Origin of the sequence: Mycobacterium aquaticum, from assembly GCF_002086485.1 — a bacterium.
GTDB classification, from domain to species: Bacteria; Actinomycetota; Actinomycetes; order Mycobacteriales; family Mycobacteriaceae; genus Mycobacterium; species Mycobacterium aquaticum.
Genome location: NZ_MVHF01000014.1, coordinates 94905 through 110278 on the forward strand (window position 1 = coordinate 94905; position 15374 = coordinate 110278).

At 66.1% G+C, this 15374-nt stretch carries 15 protein-coding genes; 3 read left to right on the plus strand and 12 right to left on the minus strand.

Annotated elements, in window-relative coordinates:
* Positions 1-8: 8 nt before the first annotated feature.
* From BST13_RS15910 to BST13_RS15925, 4 genes are read right to left on the minus strand one after another with little or no spacing between them, the layout of a single operon-like run.
* Positions 9-1031, minus strand: a complete 1023-nt coding sequence (locus BST13_RS15910; RefSeq protein WP_083164988.1) for a Gfo/Idh/MocA family protein — start codon at positions 1029-1031, stop codon at positions 9-11.
* A gap of 6 nt (positions 1032-1037) precedes the next feature.
* Positions 1038-2309 (minus strand): Tm-1-like ATP-binding domain-containing protein, encoded by a 1272-nt coding sequence (locus BST13_RS15915; RefSeq protein WP_083164989.1) that lies wholly within the window; start codon positions 2307-2309, stop codon positions 1038-1040.
* A complete protein-coding gene (locus BST13_RS15920; protein WP_083164990.1) occupies positions 2309-3118 on the minus strand; it encodes an SDR family NAD(P)-dependent oxidoreductase in 810 nt (269 codons plus the stop codon). The genes BST13_RS15915 and BST13_RS15920 overlap by 1 nt, the downstream gene beginning before the upstream one ends.
* A gap of 26 nt (positions 3119-3144) precedes the next feature.
* Positions 3145-3981, minus strand: coding sequence for a phosphoenolpyruvate hydrolase family protein (locus tag BST13_RS15925; RefSeq protein WP_083164991.1), 837 nt, complete (start codon positions 3979-3981; stop codon positions 3145-3147).
* Positions 3982-4256: 275 nt separating this feature from the next.
* On the opposite strand from BST13_RS15925, the gene BST13_RS15930 reads away from it, so the two are divergent.
* Positions 4257-5591, plus strand: coding sequence for an MFS transporter (locus BST13_RS15930; RefSeq protein WP_245839652.1), 1335 nt, complete (start codon positions 4257-4259; stop codon positions 5589-5591).
* Between the two features lie 129 nt (positions 5592-5720).
* On the opposite strand, the gene BST13_RS15935 is transcribed toward BST13_RS15930, so the two are convergent.
* The 6 genes from BST13_RS15935 to BST13_RS15960 all read right to left on the minus strand — a co-directional run bounded on the left by BST13_RS15935 (position 5721) and on the right by BST13_RS15960 (position 12287).
* Positions 5721-6167 carry a type II toxin-antitoxin system Rv0910 family toxin gene (locus tag BST13_RS15935; protein WP_083164993.1) on the minus strand — a complete coding sequence of 149 codons (447 nt, stop codon included), beginning with the start codon at positions 6165-6167 and terminating at the stop codon, positions 5721-5723.
* Between the two features lie 3 nt (positions 6168-6170).
* Positions 6171-6350, minus strand: coding sequence for an antitoxin (locus tag BST13_RS15940; protein ID WP_029369663.1), 180 nt, complete (start codon positions 6348-6350; stop codon positions 6171-6173).
* Positions 6351-6421: 71 nt separating this feature from the next.
* Positions 6422-8797 carry a cation-translocating P-type ATPase gene (locus BST13_RS15945; RefSeq protein WP_083164994.1) on the minus strand — a complete coding sequence of 792 codons (2376 nt, stop codon included), beginning with the start codon at positions 8795-8797 and terminating at the stop codon, positions 6422-6424.
* A gap of 28 nt (positions 8798-8825) precedes the next feature.
* Entirely contained in the window at positions 8826-10430 is a 1605-nt protein-coding gene (locus BST13_RS15950; RefSeq protein ID WP_083164995.1) for a serine hydrolase, read from the minus strand.
* Between the two features lie 14 nt (positions 10431-10444).
* The gene (locus tag BST13_RS15955; protein ID WP_083164996.1) at positions 10445-11551 is read right to left on the minus strand and encodes an MBL fold metallo-hydrolase; all 1107 of its coding nucleotides are present in this window, start codon (positions 11549-11551) and stop codon (positions 10445-10447) included.
* A gap of 1 nt (position 11552) precedes the next feature.
* Entirely contained in the window at positions 11553-12287 is a 735-nt protein-coding gene (locus BST13_RS15960) for an enoyl-CoA hydratase (RefSeq protein WP_083164997.1), read from the minus strand.
* Positions 12288-12313: 26 nt separating this feature from the next.
* Here BST13_RS15960 and BST13_RS15965 point away from each other — a divergent pair, with 26 nt between their 5' ends.
* Both BST13_RS15965 and BST13_RS15970 read left to right on the plus strand, forming a co-directional pair.
* Complete coding sequence (locus BST13_RS15965; protein WP_083164998.1) at positions 12314-13774, plus strand: carboxyl transferase domain-containing protein; 1461 nt, start codon at positions 12314-12316, stop codon at positions 13772-13774.
* A gap of 44 nt (positions 13775-13818) precedes the next feature.
* Positions 13819-14502 (plus strand): hypothetical protein, encoded by a 684-nt coding sequence (locus tag BST13_RS15970; RefSeq protein ID WP_211296103.1) that lies wholly within the window; start codon positions 13819-13821, stop codon positions 14500-14502.
* Between the two features lie 7 nt (positions 14503-14509).
* Here the strand turns inward: BST13_RS15970 and BST13_RS15975 are convergent, their stop codons facing one another.
* A complete protein-coding gene (locus tag BST13_RS15975; RefSeq protein WP_083165000.1) occupies positions 14510-14956 on the minus strand; it encodes a hypothetical protein in 447 nt (148 codons plus the stop codon).
* The gene (locus tag BST13_RS15980) at positions 14932-15372 is read right to left on the minus strand and encodes a hypothetical protein (RefSeq protein ID WP_083165001.1); all 441 of its coding nucleotides are present in this window, start codon (positions 15370-15372) and stop codon (positions 14932-14934) included. The genes BST13_RS15975 and BST13_RS15980 overlap by 25 nt, the downstream gene beginning before the upstream one ends.
* Positions 15373-15374 lie beyond the last annotated feature (2 nt).

Below are 15374 nucleotides of genomic sequence, written 5' to 3' on the forward strand. Positions count from 1 at the left end.
TTCAGATGTCACTTGTTGACGCTCGGGGTGCCAAGGTCCAACTCGACGGGTACCCCACTGGACTGAGAGTCGTGAACGGCCTGCATGACTGCCACCACTGTGCGCGCCTCGGCCAATCCGGACTGCGGTGTGCGCTTCTCCCGGACGGCGGTCACGAACTCGATGAACTGCTGTTCGAATGCGCTGTCACCGTTGATGTACGGCACGACCTGTTCACTGACGACGAGATCTTCTCCCACCCAGAGGTTTCGGTCGTCGGTCAACCGCATGCTGCCGTCCGGGCCGTTGATGAGCCGGTCGTTGACGGGAATCCGAGTGTTCAGCGACAGGTATCCGGTACCAAGACTGCCGTCTGCGAACTCGACCAGCAGAACGGCCTCGTCTTCGCCCTCCCAGCGGTCACGCAATCGGCGGGTCTGCGCATACACGCGTATCGGCTGGGAGCCGATGAGCCACACCATGGTGTCGATGACATGGGGCCCGTTGAGCCCCACAGCGAGGCCGCCGGCCTGCGCTGCTGACTTCCACCAGCCGACCGCGGCATCCTCGACGTAGACACCGAGGTTGTGCACCACACTCACCGGCCCGTTCAGGGTCTGCATGCGTTGCTTGGCTTCTTGGGCGCCCGCGAAGAACCGCCGGCATTGTCCGACCATCACCGTTTTGCCCGAAGCGGCTGCCGCAGCGGCTATCTCGTCGACTTCGGCTACCGTGTTGGCCAGCGGCTTCTCGACGAGAACGTGTTTGCCGCTGTCGAGGATCGCTACCGCGAGCTCGCTGTGAAGATGGTTGGGAACAGTCAACACGATGCCGTCGATATCGTCGGCGGACAGGATCTCGTCGAAATCATGTACCGCTCGTTGCGCGCCGTAGCGCAACGCTAGTTCTTCCGTGCGCTCTCGCTCCTGGGGCAGGCCGGCGACCGCAACGAGCTGCGCCTCACCTTTGGACGCAGCGATAGCTTCGAGATGCGCCGTCGCGATCCGGCCGGGGCCGACGAGTGCAACACGCATTATGTTGTTGTCAGACATGAACTCTCAATCCTTTGCCGGTATCGAGGGCATAGCCGGGAGCAGGTCCAGCAGTCTGCGCGCGGCCATCTTGGCAAATGTTCGGTCGTTGATGTGCTGGGCGGTTTCGATAACCCGCACAGCAGTCCCGGTCAGCTCCGCTGTCACGGCGTCCTGGAGCACTCGTCGCGCCACCGGATCGTCGAACGGCTGACCGGCGGCGTCGAGCGCCGAAGTTCCAGCGGACGGGATGAGCACCGTGCACGGCCCCGCACAATTACGGAGCTGAGCACCGATCGCCCGCCCGATCCGGCGTGCTTCCTCGATGTTGACGCGCATAAGTGTGTTCTCGGCGTTGTGCTGATAGAAGTTTCTGCCTGTGAACCGATCCGGAATCGTCTCCAGCGGACCGAAGTTCACCATGTCGGTCGCGCCGAGCGATACCACCTGAGGTACACCCGAATGTGCCGCGGCACCCAGCCGCTGCGGCCCTGCCGTGAGAATGCCGCCGACCACTTCGTCGGCCCACTCCGTGGTGGTCAGATCCAGCACTCCGTCAACATGGCCATCGGCGATCAGTCGCTCCATGGTCCTGCCACCCGCACCCGTCGCGTGGAAAACCAGCACCTCGCATCCGGCGTCCTCCAGGACGGCCTTCGCCTGCGTCACGCACTCTGTGGTGACGCCGAACATCGATGCCGCTATCAGCGGGCGGTCGGGCACAGCGTCGTCATCGGCCGCTGTTTCCGCGCCACCCAAAACCATGCCCGCGAACGCGTCGGCAGCGCGCCGATAAGTGATCGCGCTGATGCGATTGACGCCCGTGAAATCCACGATCGACGGGTACATCACGATGTCCGACGTGCCGACGTAGGGAGTCGTGTTCCCGGCCGCGACCGTCGACAGAATTGCCTTCGGTAATCCCAGGGCAAGGTCACGCATCGCGAGAGCTCCGATTGTCGTGCCCGCGCCGCCGCCGATCGCGAAAACTCCACTCAGCAGGCCGGTTTGAGCCAGGTCAGCGACTACCGAACGTGCACCGTGGGCCATGGTGGCAACTGCCGTCGACCGGTCGCGTCGGGCAATCAGTTCCGCGATCGTGGTGCCCGCCGATACCGCCACGGTATCTCGCGAGATGTCAGCCTCAAGGTGAGGTGTGCCCAGCACACCGATGTCGATGAGAACGGTCTGGAGCCCACGCCGGCGAAGACGGCGCAGGATGAAATCGGCGTCCTCGCCCTTGGTGTCGAGGGCACACAGCACGGCGACCGTGGGCGGTATCGAAGGCGCGGCAGCCATCAGATCGTCAGAATCCCACCGTTGACATCAATCGTGGCTCCGGTGACGAACCGGGATAGATCTGACAGCAGAAACAACGTAACCGCAGCGACGTCCTGCTCATACACGTTGCGGCCCAACGGTGTCTGAGTAGCGAGATCGGCCAAGTCCTGCTCGCGGTGCAGTTCGGTGAGCAGATCGGTCATCCGCGTTCCGACGATTCCGCCAGGGCATATCGAGTTCGCGCGGACGTTCTGCCCGCCGAACTCCTTTGCGAGATGGCGGGTAAGGCCGAGAATGCCAGCCTTCGCCGCCGAGTAGTGGCACCCGAGAAACGGGCTCGAGGTCCGGCCCGCCAGCGACGAGATGCTGACCAATGCACCCCCGCCTGCTGCGATGATATGAGGAAGACTTGCCTGGTAGGTGACGAAGGCACCCTTGAGATTCGAATCGACAATCAGGTCCCACTCGTCGGAACTGACCTCGAGTGTCGGCCGTTGTGCCCGGTACGCGCCTGCCGAGTACACCACGTTATGCAATGCGGTGAAGGTGTCGGCCGCGTGCGCCGCGACCCTACGTGCATCGGTGGAATCCGTCGCATCTCCGACGATTGCGGTGAATCGCGGACCATAGCACTCGAATTCGGTCGACACGGCCTCGATGCGCTCGGCGCTGAGGTCAGAGACTGCCACCCTGGCACCCATCTTGAGCAGGTTCTCGGCGATAGTTCGCCCGGTGCCCCTCGCGCCACCCACGACGAGGGTGATGGATTCGGAAAGGTTGTCTCCGATGACCTTCCAGTCGAGACTTTCGTGCAACGAAGTGCTCATATACGGTCCTCCTGTGGTCGGGCTGCTCAAGCGACTGCCGTCGCTTTGAAGGCGGCGGTCACGTCGATCAGGGCCTGTTCGACAGGAAGGCGCTCCATGCTCGACGCGCCTACGAAACCGACTGCCCTGGTGCGCTTCATGACGTATTCGGCATCGGCCGGCTCGGCGATGGGTCCGCCATGACACACGACGATCGCGTCGTCGCGCACGCCGTGCGCAGACGCGGCGATAGCGTCGACCCGCTGGCAGGAGTCGTCCAGTGAGAAGGCCCCGACAGTCGACATCCCCACGCTGCCCCCGACAGTCAGACCCATGTGGGCGATCACGACGTCCGCTCCCGCCTCGGTCATCGCGGCTGCCTCGTCCGGGGTGAACACGTAGACGATCGTGAAAAGGCCGAGTTGGTGTGCGGTCCGGATCATCTCGACCTCCCGTTGGAAGCCCAGCCCGGATGCCTCCAACTCTTTCCGAATGCGGCCGTCGAAGAGGCCAACCGTAGGAAAGTTGTTGACACCGGAGAATCCGGCCGCCGCCACCGAATTCAGTAGGCGACCCATGTCCCGGGTCGGATCGACGCCGTTGACGCCGGCGACAACGGGCGTTTTGCTGACGACCGGCAGCACTTCCCGCTCGCCCATCTCCAGCACGATCGCATTGGCGTCACCCAATGGCAGCAGACCGCACATCGAACTGTGCCCGGCCATCCGGAAGCGTCCCGAGTTGTACACGATGATCAGGTCCGCACCGCCACGCTCGATGAACTTCGCCGACAAACCTGTGCCGGCGCCCGCACCCACGATCGGGCGTTGCGCAGTGATCTGCTCCCGCAACCGATCAACGACTTGATCTCGTGTGAACACCACTCGGTCAGTCCCTTCTCCACTACTTGTGATCACGGTCACTCATGAATATGTCGAAAATGAACGTATATCCGCCGTCGGCGGATGTCAACCCTGCCGCAGTTGCCGACTCACTACACGGCGCCATGAGGTGCTACCTGCAGAAATCCCGCACCATCCGCAGTACCCGGCCTGAAATCAGAAAACTTGCCGCAATCCTTGACACTGCAAGGCGGTATCTATACGTTGATTTTCGACATATTTAAGTGACCGTGGTCACCTACCTAATGAGGGCGCACGTGGCACATCAAACTTCACCGACGCAGGCCGCCAGCCAGGAACGGCGCACCGGCCTGCTCCGGGTCGTGGCGGCAAGCAGCACCGGCATGGCGTTGGAGGCCTACGACTTCTTGTTGTACGGTTCGGCGGCCGCCCTGGCCTTCAACAAGTTGTTCTTCCCCACGGCGGATCCCTTGATCGGGACATTGCTGGCATTTCTCAGTTACGCCCTCGGATTCTTCGCCCGCCCCTTGGGCGGGCTGGTATTCGGGCATTTCGGTGATCGAATCGGTCGTAAGCCGCTATTGATCATCAGCCTGGTCATGATGGGTACCGCGACGTTCGCAATCGGCCTGTTGCCGACCTACGCGGCCGTCGGCATCTGGGCTCCCCTCATGCTCAGTGCCCTGAGACTGATTCAAGGGTTCGCACTGGGCGGGGAATGGGGCGGCGCAATGCTTTTGGTTGCCGAGCGGGTGCCCGCTCACAAGCGCGGAATGTGGACCAGCCTGCCGGAGGCAGGCATCCCGCTGGGCAACCTCATCGCGACGGCGGTACTTGCGGTACTCGCGGCCACGCTTGACGACGCTGCGTTTCTGCAATGGGGTTGGCGCATACCGTTTCTGCTGTCGGTCGTGCTGCTCGTGCTGGGCTACTGGATCCGAACCACCGTGCAGGACACACCGATCTTCGCCGAGGCTCGAGAGAATGCCGCCCATGAAGCGCCTGTCAAGGTGGTGCTGCGCTCCCGTCGCCGTGAACTGGCCCAGTGCGCCAGTGCACGACTCACCGAGAACGTGTCCTACTACATTCTGACGTCGTTCGTCATCGTCTATGCCGTCGAGAACAGCGGAGTCGACAAGAGCGTGGTGTTGAACGCGCTCGTGGCCGCCAACGTCGTCCAGTTGTTCGCGACACCATTGTTCGGAGCGCTCTCGGACCGCGTGGGACGCCGCCCAGTGATCATCGCCGGTGCGCTCGGCACCGCGATCTGGATCTGGATCTTCTTTCCGCTCTTGGAAACCCGCGGCTCAATTGCCGTGTGCGCCGCCATCATGGTCGGCCTGGTTTTTCATTCCGCGCTCTATGGCCCCCAGGCCGCGTACTTTGCCGAACACTTCGAGACCAGCTGCCGTTACACCGGCATGTCCATCAGCGCTCAGGTCACGACTGTCATCGGCGGCGCTATAGCACCGCTCATCGCCACAGCGCTTCTGGCGGTATACGATTCGTCGACTCCGATCGCGATTTACATCGTCGTTGTTGCTGCAATCACCGTGGCGGGAGTGTGGTGGTCTAGGGAGACCTATCGGAGTGATCTGGGCGAAATGCCGGCAAAACATGGCGGACGCTGAGCATCAAGCCAATGCGGGTAATTTGCGGCGGGTCACCCTGTGGATCGTGCTGACCACATAGCGCGAGCAGACACATAGGTACCGCAACACCGGCGTGTCGCGGACCTACGTGTCTGCTCGGCGGGGAACTTACGGGGCGTAGAGGGCCTTGAACTTGTTCAGGGACTCCTGAATGTCACCCTTGAGGGCGGCCGCCACGACCATGCCGATGGGCCCGAACAGCGCCGGGCCGCCGAGGTGCACGTCGAACGTGACGCTGGCGCCCTCTCCGCCGTCGACCGGCGCAGGCTTGATCTTTCCGATCAGCTTGACCTTGACCCCGCCCCGGCCGTCACCGTTGAGGGTCAGCGAGTGCGGGGGCTTGTAATTGACGAGCGTCCACTTGACGCGGTTCAGCATGCCCTTGACCTCGACGATCGAGTCGATGACGGTGCCCTTTTCCAGGGTTTCCGGCAGCTTCGACCGCCACGCCCGGTGAATGCTCAACCATTCGTCGTACCGGGAGAGATCGGAGGCGTACTCCCACGCCTTCTCGGGCGGGAGGGGAACATCAATGGAGACAGAAAGTTTCGCCATAGGTTACTGCGTCGGTTCGTCCTTGTGGATGGCGTTCTTGGCGGCATCCTGTGCCTTGTCCACAACGCCCGAGAACTTGCCCTCGGTCTTCTCGTCGACCATGTCGCCTGCCTTGTCGATCGCGGCGTCCACCTTGTCGGCGTTCTGCGCCAGCAGATCCTTGGCCTTGTCCAGGAAACTCATGTGCCCACCCTATCGCTTGAGATTCGGCTGAAACGCGGCACGCATTTCGTTGCCAGTCTGCCGCGTCTCAGCTATCTCCACAAGCGACGCCGTTCGCCCAGCACAGCGCCCTGTACCCACCACAGCACCTCGATCATCGCGGCCCCGATCAGCCCGATCCCGAGGGCCACGGAGGTGACCTCGAGGTTGGACGGATCCAGCATGAACAGGCGCTGCGCCAGCGGCAACGAGAAGATCACCACGTAGGCCAGCCCCGACGCCGCGACCAGCGCGACCCGCCACCACTCATACGGCCGGGCCACGACCGAGAGCACCCACAGCGAGGACACCAGCAACGTGATCAGGGCGGCGGTGGACGCCTGCATCTGCTCGGCTTCACCGGCCTCGCGGCCCTGGTAGGCGATCAGATACGAGACGAAGGTGGCAATCCCCACCACGAGCCCCGACGGCAGGGCCGCCGTCATGACGCGACGCACGAACCCGGGGTGCGCCCGCTCGGTGTTGGGTGCCAGCGACAGGATGAACGCCGGGATGCCGATGGTGAACCAGGCTGCGATGGTGACGTGGATGGGCTGGAACGGGAACAGGAGTGGGTCGGTGCCGAAGAACCGCGGCGACAACCCGGCGCACGCCACCAGAATGGCCAGCAGCACCGAGTAGACGGTCTTGGTCAGGAACAGGTTGGACACCCGCTCGATGTTGCCGATCACCCGGCGCCCCTCACCGACCACATACGGCAGCGTCGCGAACTTGTTGTCCAACAGCACGATCTGTGCCACGGCCCGCGATGCCGAGCTGCCCGAGCCCATCGCGACGCCGATGTCGGCGTCCTTGAGCGCGAGCACGTCGTTGACCCCGTCGCCGGTCATCGCGACGTTGTGGCCGCGGGACTGCAAGGCATGCACCATCGCGCGCTTCTGGTCCGGCCGCACCCGGCCGAACGTCGTGTACTCCTCGAGAGTGTCGGCAAGCTTGTCAGGTTCCTCGGGAAGCCTGCGGGCATCCATGGTTTCGCCGTGCAGGCCCAGCTTGGCAGCCACCGCACCCACCGACACCGCGTTGTCGCCGGAGATCACTTTAACCGTGACATGTTGCGAGGCAAAGTATTCCAAGGTGTCGCGAGCGTCGGGCCGCACCCGCTGCTCCAACACCACCAACGCGGCCGGGGTGACGGTCCCCGGGGCGCGGGCATCGTCCACCGGCAGGTCGGATGACCCGAGCAGCAGCACCCGCAGGCCCTGCGCACCGATCTGCTCGGCCTCTTCGGCGACCGGAGAAGCCGGGTCCAGCAACACATCCGGTGCGCCGATGACCCAGTTGCCGTGCTCACCATAGGACGAGCCGCTCCATTTCGTGGCCGACTTGAACGGTGCCGTCGCGGTGGCCGTCCAGTCCGGCGGCATGCGGTACGCATCGCCGATGGCGGCCATGCTGGCGTTGGGCCGGGGGTCGTCGGCCGCGAGTTGGGCCAGTACCTCCGTCACCTCTGAACGCTCGAGCGTCTTCAGATCACTGACCCGCATACCGTTCTCGGTCAGCGTCCCGGTCTTGTCGGCGCACACCACGTCGACCCGCGCCAGCCCCTCGATCGCGGGCAGCTCATTGACCAGGCACTGTCGACGGCCCAGCCGAACGACGCCGACCGCGAACGCGATCGAGGTCATGAGGACCAGGCCCTCCGGAACCATCGGCACCAGGGCTCCGACCATGCGCAGGATCGCGTCCTGCCAGTCGGCCCGAGTGGTGAACAGCTGCGTATAGATGGTCAACAGCCCGGCGGGCACCAGCAGATACGTGATGAACTGCAGAATCTTGTTGATGCCGTTGCGCAGTTCGGATTTGACCAGGGTGAACTTGGATGCCTCTTCGGCGAGCTTGGCGGCGTAGGCCTCGCGGCCGACCTTGGTGGCCTGGTAGGCACCGCTGCCTGCCACCACGAAGCTGCCCGACATCACCGGGTCACCGGCCTGCTTGACGATCGGATCGGCCTCACCGGTGAGCAGCGATTCGTCGACCTCGAGATTCGCGTCCTCGAGCACCTCGCCGTCGACGACGATCTGGTCGCCCGGCCCCAATTCGATGATGTCGTCGAGGACGACCTCGCTGGGCGCCATGGGCTTGCTTCCGGATTGCCTGCGCACCTTGGGTTTCGCCTGCCCGACGATGGCCAGCTTGTCCAGAGTCTGCTTGGCCCGCAGCTCCTGGATGATGCCGATCGCGCTGTTGGCGATGATCAACAATCCGAAGGCACCGTTGATCACCGAGCCGGTGGACAGCACGATGAGAAAGAGCACGCCGAGGATGGCGTTGATGCGGGTGAAAACGTTGCCCCGCACGATCTCCGAGACGCTGCGCGCGGCGCGCGTCGGCACATCGTTGGTCTTGCCTTCGGCGATCCGCTGCGCGACTTCGGCATCGGTGAGCCCAGTGGCTGTCATCGTCGTCATCGCAGCTCGATCTCTTCGCGCAAGCGGCTCATCGGAAAAATGTCCCCGTCCTGTCCTCGTCATAGTATTCAAGCGTCAGCTTGTCACCGGCGAACGTCGCCTTGGAAACCGTTCCGGGCGGCGCGTTCTCGGTGACGAACATGAACGTGAAGACGTCACCGTCCCAATGGTCGAGTGGTACCCACAACTTCGACCCGAGCGCCAGCATCAGCTTGCCGTCGGCTTCGGTGACGGTCGCGGGACCCCAGTAGTCGTTGCGGTACACCCCGGTGTATGCCGAAAGTGGTTTGGCTGGAGTCGGATTGGCCGGTGGTCGATTGCCCACGAGAGCACCCTCGGGGGCATCCATCGGCGCGAAGGCGTCGGCGTAAAGCTTGCGCCAATCCTCGCGGACCTCGCCGAATTGCACGAGGTCGGCGAACTCGGCGGTCAGTGTCTCGGGGACACCCACGGGGGTGGAGTTGGTCAGCGCGATGATGGCGACGTCAGCGGACGGGATGATGAGGAAGTTGGTGGCCGCACCGAGGTCGAAACCGCCGGAATGGCTGAGCTGCATGCGGGCCGCCGAGGTCGAGTTGACGTTGAATCCGTAACCGTAGAAGCCGGACCGCATGGCCGGTTCGGTGGCCGGGGCCGAGACCACCTGCGGCGTGACGGCCGGCAACAGCGCCTTCCCGTCGACGATCTGATGCCCCTCGAAGCTCCCGTTGGCCAGCACCATCGTCAACCAGCGGGCCATGTCGTTGACCGATGAGCTGGCCCCACCGGCCGGCGACTGCGCGTCGGCGTCACGCACGTAGTCGGGCTCGTACCGGTCACCGATCCGGATGTGCCCGACGGCGCGGTCCGGCCGGGCTGCGTAATCGGCGAAACGTGAACTCGTCGCATTCATCCCAAGCGGGCGGTACAGCACGTCCTGCGAGAGGTCCTCCCAGCTCTTGCCCGCGGCGCTGGCGACCGCCTCGGCACCGGCGGTCAAGCCGAAGTTGGTGTAGGCGTACGAGGCCCGAAACGGCGCCAACGGCAGCAAGCGCAGCTTGTCGAGCACCGCCCGGCGGTCATAACCCAGGTCTTCGAGTCGGTCGCCGGCGTGATCGGGCAGCCCGGATCGGTGGGCGAACATGTCACCGACCGTGACCAGGCGGGTGGTGGTGGGATCGGACAGTGCGAACCACGGGAGCTTCGAGACGATCGGGGTGTCCCAGCTGATCGCCCCGACCCCGACCTGGTGCGCGACGACCGTGGCCGACAGTGATTTGGACAGCGACGCCAGTTGGAACACCGTGTCGGCGTCGACCCGGTTGTCCGGACCGTCACCTTTACGCACATCCCGCACGCCGAAGCCCTTGGCGTACACAGTCTTTCCCCCGTGCACCACGGCCACGGCGAGGCCGGGTATGCCCGACGAGCGCATGAGTTCGTCGGCGATGCCGTCGAGTTTGTCCACCGCCTTGGTGACGGCGTCGTCCGGCAGCGGCAAAGCAGGCACCAGCGGTGGCGGCACGTCGCTGAGGTGTTGGGCCGGTGGCGTCGATCCGGTGCAGCCGGTGATCAGCGCCAGGCCGAACGCGAGGCCGGCGAACGCGCGAAAGGTGTTCACAGCACGCGAGTATGCCCGCAAATCTGCGGGCATTCGGGGCAATGGCGTTACAGCTGCCACCACGGGTCCAGCGCGGGCGACTGGTGATCGACCCGCTGGCCCGGCCGTGGCACCGCCACCTGGACCCCCGCCGGATCGGCAGCGGCCAGCAACCGCTGCACCGGCTCGGCCCAGGGATGCGGCGCCAGCCGGAACGTGGCCCAGTGCACCGGCACCAGCAGCCCGGACTCCGTGACGTCCAAGTGCGCGCGCACCGCCTCCTCCGGGTTCATGTGGATGTCCGGCCAGGCCGGGTGATAGGCCCCGATCGGCAGCAGGGTGAGGTCGAAAGGCCCATGGTCCGAACCGATCTCGGCGAAACTCTTGGTGTAGCCGGTATCGCCGCCGAAGAACGCACGGTGCCGGGGTCCGGCGATCACCCAGGACGCCCACAGCGTGGTGTTGCGGCGCAGCGTTCGGCCCGAGAAGTGCCGGGCGGGCGTGCACACCAGCGTGAGCTCACCGATGCGATGGCTTTCGTTCCAGTCCAGCTCGACGATGCGTGCCTCCGGGATGCCCCACTTGCGCAGGTGCGCGCCGATCCCGAGCGGCACCACGAACGGTGCGCGCTGCGTGCGGGCCAACCCGATGACGGTCTCGATGTCGAGATGGTCGTAGTGGTCGTGGCTGATCAGCACCGCGTCGATGGCCGGCAGTTCGTCCAGGGCCACGGGCGGTTCATGCAGCCGCTGCGGACCGACGACCCGCGACGGTGAGCAACGTTGGCTCCAGATCGGATCGGCCAGCACCCGGTACCCGTCGACCTCGACGAGCACGCTGGAGTGGCCGTACCAGGACACCGCGCACTCCCCCGCGGGCCCGTCGTCCGGGGCGGCCAGCGGGATCGGGCCGCCGGGCCAGCTGGCGCCCCGCGAACCGATCATCTCCCGCAGCAGCAGGCGCCGCTCCTCGCGGCCCATGCTGATGCCCGGCGACGCCGGTTCGATGTTGACGAACGCGCCGCCCGCGTACTGCGGCGACCGCTGGGCGACCGGCCGGATCGCCCGGGTGCCTGCGCCCACCGCCGCCGAGGTGCCACTGAGTGCACGCACCAGCCAACCCCCGGCGAGCAGCGACGCCGACCGGACCCCGAACCGCAGGGCAGCGCGCAGCACCTCAGGCCCCGGTGAAGTTCGGCGGCCGCTTCTGCAGCCGGGCCACCTGCGCCTCGATCACGTCGTTGCTGGACCACGCCTTGTCGAACAGTTCCTTGTGCTCGGGCCACTGGTCTTCGTAGGCACCGTCGTCGTTGAGCACCCGCTTGGCGTGCTGTAGGGCCAGCGGCGCGAACCCGGCGATCTCGGCGGCCCACTTCTGCGCGTCGGCCAGCGTGCCGATGCGGTTGGCCATACCGGTCTGCAGCGCCGTCTCGGCGGTGAGCTTCTCGGCGGCCAGCAGCATGCCGCGAGCCCGGCCGTAGCCGACCAGCGACGTCAGCCGACGGATACTCCAGTTGTCAAGCGCCAGACCGTATTTGGCTACAGGAAACTGGAAGTACGCGCTGGCGTCCACCACGCGTAGATCGCAGATCATGGACAGGATGACCCCGGCGCCGATCGCCGGGCCGTTGATCGCGCCGATGACGGGCACCGGAGTCTTGTCGATCGCGAGATTCAACGCCAGGGCCTTGTCCGGCAGCTTCTCGGCCATGCCCGTCGCGTCAGTCAGGTCTGCGCCCGAGCTGAACACGTGCCCCGCGCCGGTCAACACGATCGCGCGGACATCCTCAGTGGCGGCCTTCTCCACTGCTTCGCGCAGGCTGTCGACGAGTTCGCAGTTCAGCGCGTTGCGCCGCTCCGGGCGCTGCAGTTCCAGGGTCAGGACATTGCCGTCCCGGGTGACACCAATCATGTCGCCAGCCTATATACGCTCACCGTGTGAGTCGTGCCGTGGCACTACGTGACGCCGTCCTGGACACCGGGTCGTTCCGCAGCTGGGACGGCCCTCCGCTTCAGATAGCGACGTCGGAGTCCTACCGATCCGAACTGGACGCCGCGGCCGCCCGCAGCGGCCTCGACGAGTCGGTGATCACCGGCGAAGGCACCGTGTTCGGCCGCCGCGTCGCGGTCCTGGCCTGTGAGTTCGACTTCCTCGCCGGGTCGATCGGGGTGGCCGCCGCAGAACGCATCACCGCCGCGGTCGCGCGCGCGACCGCCGAGGGACTGCCGTTGCTGGCCTCGCCGAGTTCGGGCGGCACCCGGATGCAGGAGGGCACCGTTGCGTTCCTGCAGATGGTCAAGATCGCCGCCGCCGTCGAGCTGCACAAGCGGGCCCACCTGCCCTACATCGTCTATCTGCGCCACCCCACCACCGGCGGGGTGTTCGCGTCGTGGGGGTCGCTGGGCCACGTCACCGCCGCCGAACCGGGCGCGCTGATCGGATTCCTCGGTCCCCGCGTCTACGAGCAGCTCTACGGCGAAAAGTTCCCGGCGGGTGTGCAGACTGCGGAGAACCTGTTCCAGCACGGCGTCATCGACGGCGTCGTGCCGGTCGATGCGCTGCGCTCGGTGCTGCACCGCACCCTGACGGTGATGTGCGACTCCCCCACGGCCCCGCCCCCCGAACCACCTCCTGCCGGGCCGCGCGACGTGCCTGCCTGGGATTCGGTCACCGCGTCACGACGGTCCGACCGCCCCGGTGCCGAGTACGTGCTCAAGCACGGTGCGACCGACCGCGTGCTGCTGTCGGGGACCGGTGGAGGTTCGGGGCAGATGCTGCTGGCGCTGGCCCGGTTCGGCGGGCAGCCCGCCGTCGTGCTCGGCCAGCAGCGCATCGGCATGGTCGGCCCGGCGGCGCTGCGTGAGGCGCGCCGCGGCATGGCGCTGGCAGCCGACCTGCGCCTGCCGCTGGTGTCGATGATCGACACCGCGGGCCCGGCGTTGTCGGCCGAGGCAGAAGAGGGTGGCCTGGCCGGTGAGATCGCCCGCTGTCTGGCCGAATTGGTGACGCTGGACGTGCCGACGGTGTCAGTGCTGCTCGGCCAGGGCAGTGGCGGCCCGGCACTGGCGATGGTGCCCGCCGACCGCGTGCTGGCCGCCGCCAACGGCTGGCTGGCCCCACTACCACCTGAGGGGGCCAGCGCCATCGTCTTCCGCGATACCGCCCATGCCCCGGAATTGTCTGCTGCACAAGGCATTCGGGCCGCCGATCTGCTGCGCAACGGCATCGTCGACGCCATCGTGGCCGAGCAGCCCGATGCCGCAGATGAACCCGAGGAGTTCACCGCTCGCTTGTCGGCGAGCATCGCAGGCGAACTGCACCGGCTGCGCACGGTGCCCGACGCCGAACGTATCGGCATGCGGCTGCACCGCTACCGGCGGATCGGGCTGCCGGGCTGACGTTCGCGTTCGTGACGCAGTGGCATCCTGGGGTGGTGGAGCCGATGCTGCAGTTCGCCGGGAACTTCTGGTGGCTGATCTTTCCGCTCGGCGGCGCGATCGGTGGCGGGATCAAGGCGGTCGCCGCGGCCAACGAACGCCGCGCCGAGCGGCGGCTGGAGCGCTACCGGATCAAGCAACAGACCAAGATCGAGCTGGCCCGCGCCGCAGGCAACGCGAAGATGACGGACGCCGCCGCGCAGCGGGAACTCAAGAAGCTGCTCGAACAGCACGACAGCACCAACGCCCGGTGGCTGGACTACGAGATGGACATCGCCAAGCTGCTGGATTTTCCGCTGATGACAGATATGCGGGAGCCGCTGACCATCGCGTTCCACAAGGCACGCAGCCGCGCCGAGTGGCTGCGTCCCGACAAACTCGAGGACATGCTCGGCGACCGCGAGGCGCAATTGGAGTATCGCGACGCCGTGCACGAATACACCTCGGCCTTCGACGTCGCCGAGGCCGAGGCCATTCGGCGGCGGCGCAGCGACTTCTCCCCCGAGGACCAGGAACGGCTGGCCCGCGCCCAGCAGCTGCTGAGGCTGGCCTCCGACGCGGCCGCCACGCCCCAGGAGCGGCAGAACGCCTACAGCAAGGCCCGCCGCGAGCTCGACGGGTTGTTCGTGCTGCCTGCCAGCGCGCGGGCGGCCATCGAGCGTGGGATCGCCGGCGAACTCGAAGCGTGAACGCGCCTCAGGCCACCGCCAGGGCCGTGAGCAACGACCCTGCGGTGACCAGGTCCAGCGGCAGCCGCAACAGGCTGAGCCGGGTCCAGCGCAGCGCCGCGGACTCGTCGACCTCGACCGGATCGGCCTTCTCGAAGGCGACCGCCTTGGGCACGAAGTAGAGCAGCGACCAGATCCGCGTCACGGCGTGGCTGACCAGCGCGACCAGCAGCGCGGTCCGGACGGCGGCGTCACCCCACGCGGCGACGATGGCGACGATGAGAACCAGTTCGAAGAGGCTGTGTGCCGGAACCCAGAACCGTCGGCGCGAGATGCCGCCGTTGCGGGCCTGGATGATGCCGGGCCGCTGCGGCCAGGCCGGATCGACCACCAGCTTTTCGTAGAGGCCGCCGCCCACGAGAACACAGGCGAGCAGCGTTGCGATAGCGATCAGGACGAGTGCCGGGATCCCCACGCATTCCGATTATCCAGCGAGATCGCGTCGAGCGAGCGGCGCCGAGTGCGGTACGCCAGCACCACAGCGGCGATGACGACCTCGACCAGCGCCAACACGGTCGCCATCGCCATCGGGTCCACTGCGGCCGATGGTGCCGACGGGACGCCAACGCCGTGGTGATGCCCAGGCATCGGCATGTGCAGCGCGATCATCGCGAGGTTCATCAGGGCCACCGCACACCACACCCCCAGAGACCCGCGCAACCACAGATCCCGCGCGCAGAACAGGCACGCGATCATCATCGCGACCATGGTGGCCATCATCGCGGGGTTGGCCGCATGGCCCAGCAGCACGCCGTGCAGAGCCGCCGAGCAGGCAGCCAGCACGGCGCACGCCCGCCGTCCGAGGACAGCGGGCGTGCGACCGATGGACATGA

Excerpts from the sequence above, each read along its gene's own strand:
- BST13_RS15980 (WP_083165001.1), bottom strand. The coding sequence starts at position 15,372 with ATGTCCATCGGTCGCACGCCCGCTGTCCTCGGACGGCGGGCGTGCGCC.
- BST13_RS15945 (WP_083164994.1), bottom strand. The coding sequence starts at position 8,797 with ATGACGACGATGACAGCCACTGGGCTCACCGATGCCGAAGTCGCGCAG.
- BST13_RS15970 (WP_211296103.1), top strand. The coding sequence starts at position 13,819 with ATGCTGCAGTTCGCCGGGAACTTCTGGTGGCTGATCTTTCCGCTCGGC.
- BST13_RS15950 (WP_083164995.1), bottom strand. The coding sequence starts at position 10,430 with ATGCCCGCAGATTTGCGGGCATACTCGCGTGCTGTGAACACCTTTCGC.
- BST13_RS15940 (WP_029369663.1), bottom strand. The coding sequence starts at position 6,350 with ATGAGTTTCCTGGACAAGGCCAAGGATCTGCTGGCGCAGAACGCCGAC.
- BST13_RS15915 (WP_083164989.1), bottom strand. The coding sequence starts at position 2,309 with ATGGCTGCCGCGCCTTCGATACCGCCCACGGTCGCCGTGCTGTGTGCC.
- BST13_RS15960 (WP_083164997.1), bottom strand. The coding sequence starts at position 12,287 with ATGATTGGTGTCACCCGGGACGGCAATGTCCTGACCCTGGAACTGCAG.
- BST13_RS15920 (WP_083164990.1), bottom strand. The coding sequence starts at position 3,118 with ATGAGCACTTCGTTGCACGAAAGTCTCGACTGGAAGGTCATCGGAGAC.
- BST13_RS15935 (WP_083164993.1), bottom strand. The coding sequence starts at position 6,167 with ATGGCGAAACTTTCTGTCTCCATTGATGTTCCCCTCCCGCCCGAGAAG.
- BST13_RS15910 (WP_083164988.1), bottom strand. The coding sequence starts at position 1,031 with ATGTCTGACAACAACATAATGCGTGTTGCACTCGTCGGCCCCGGCCGG.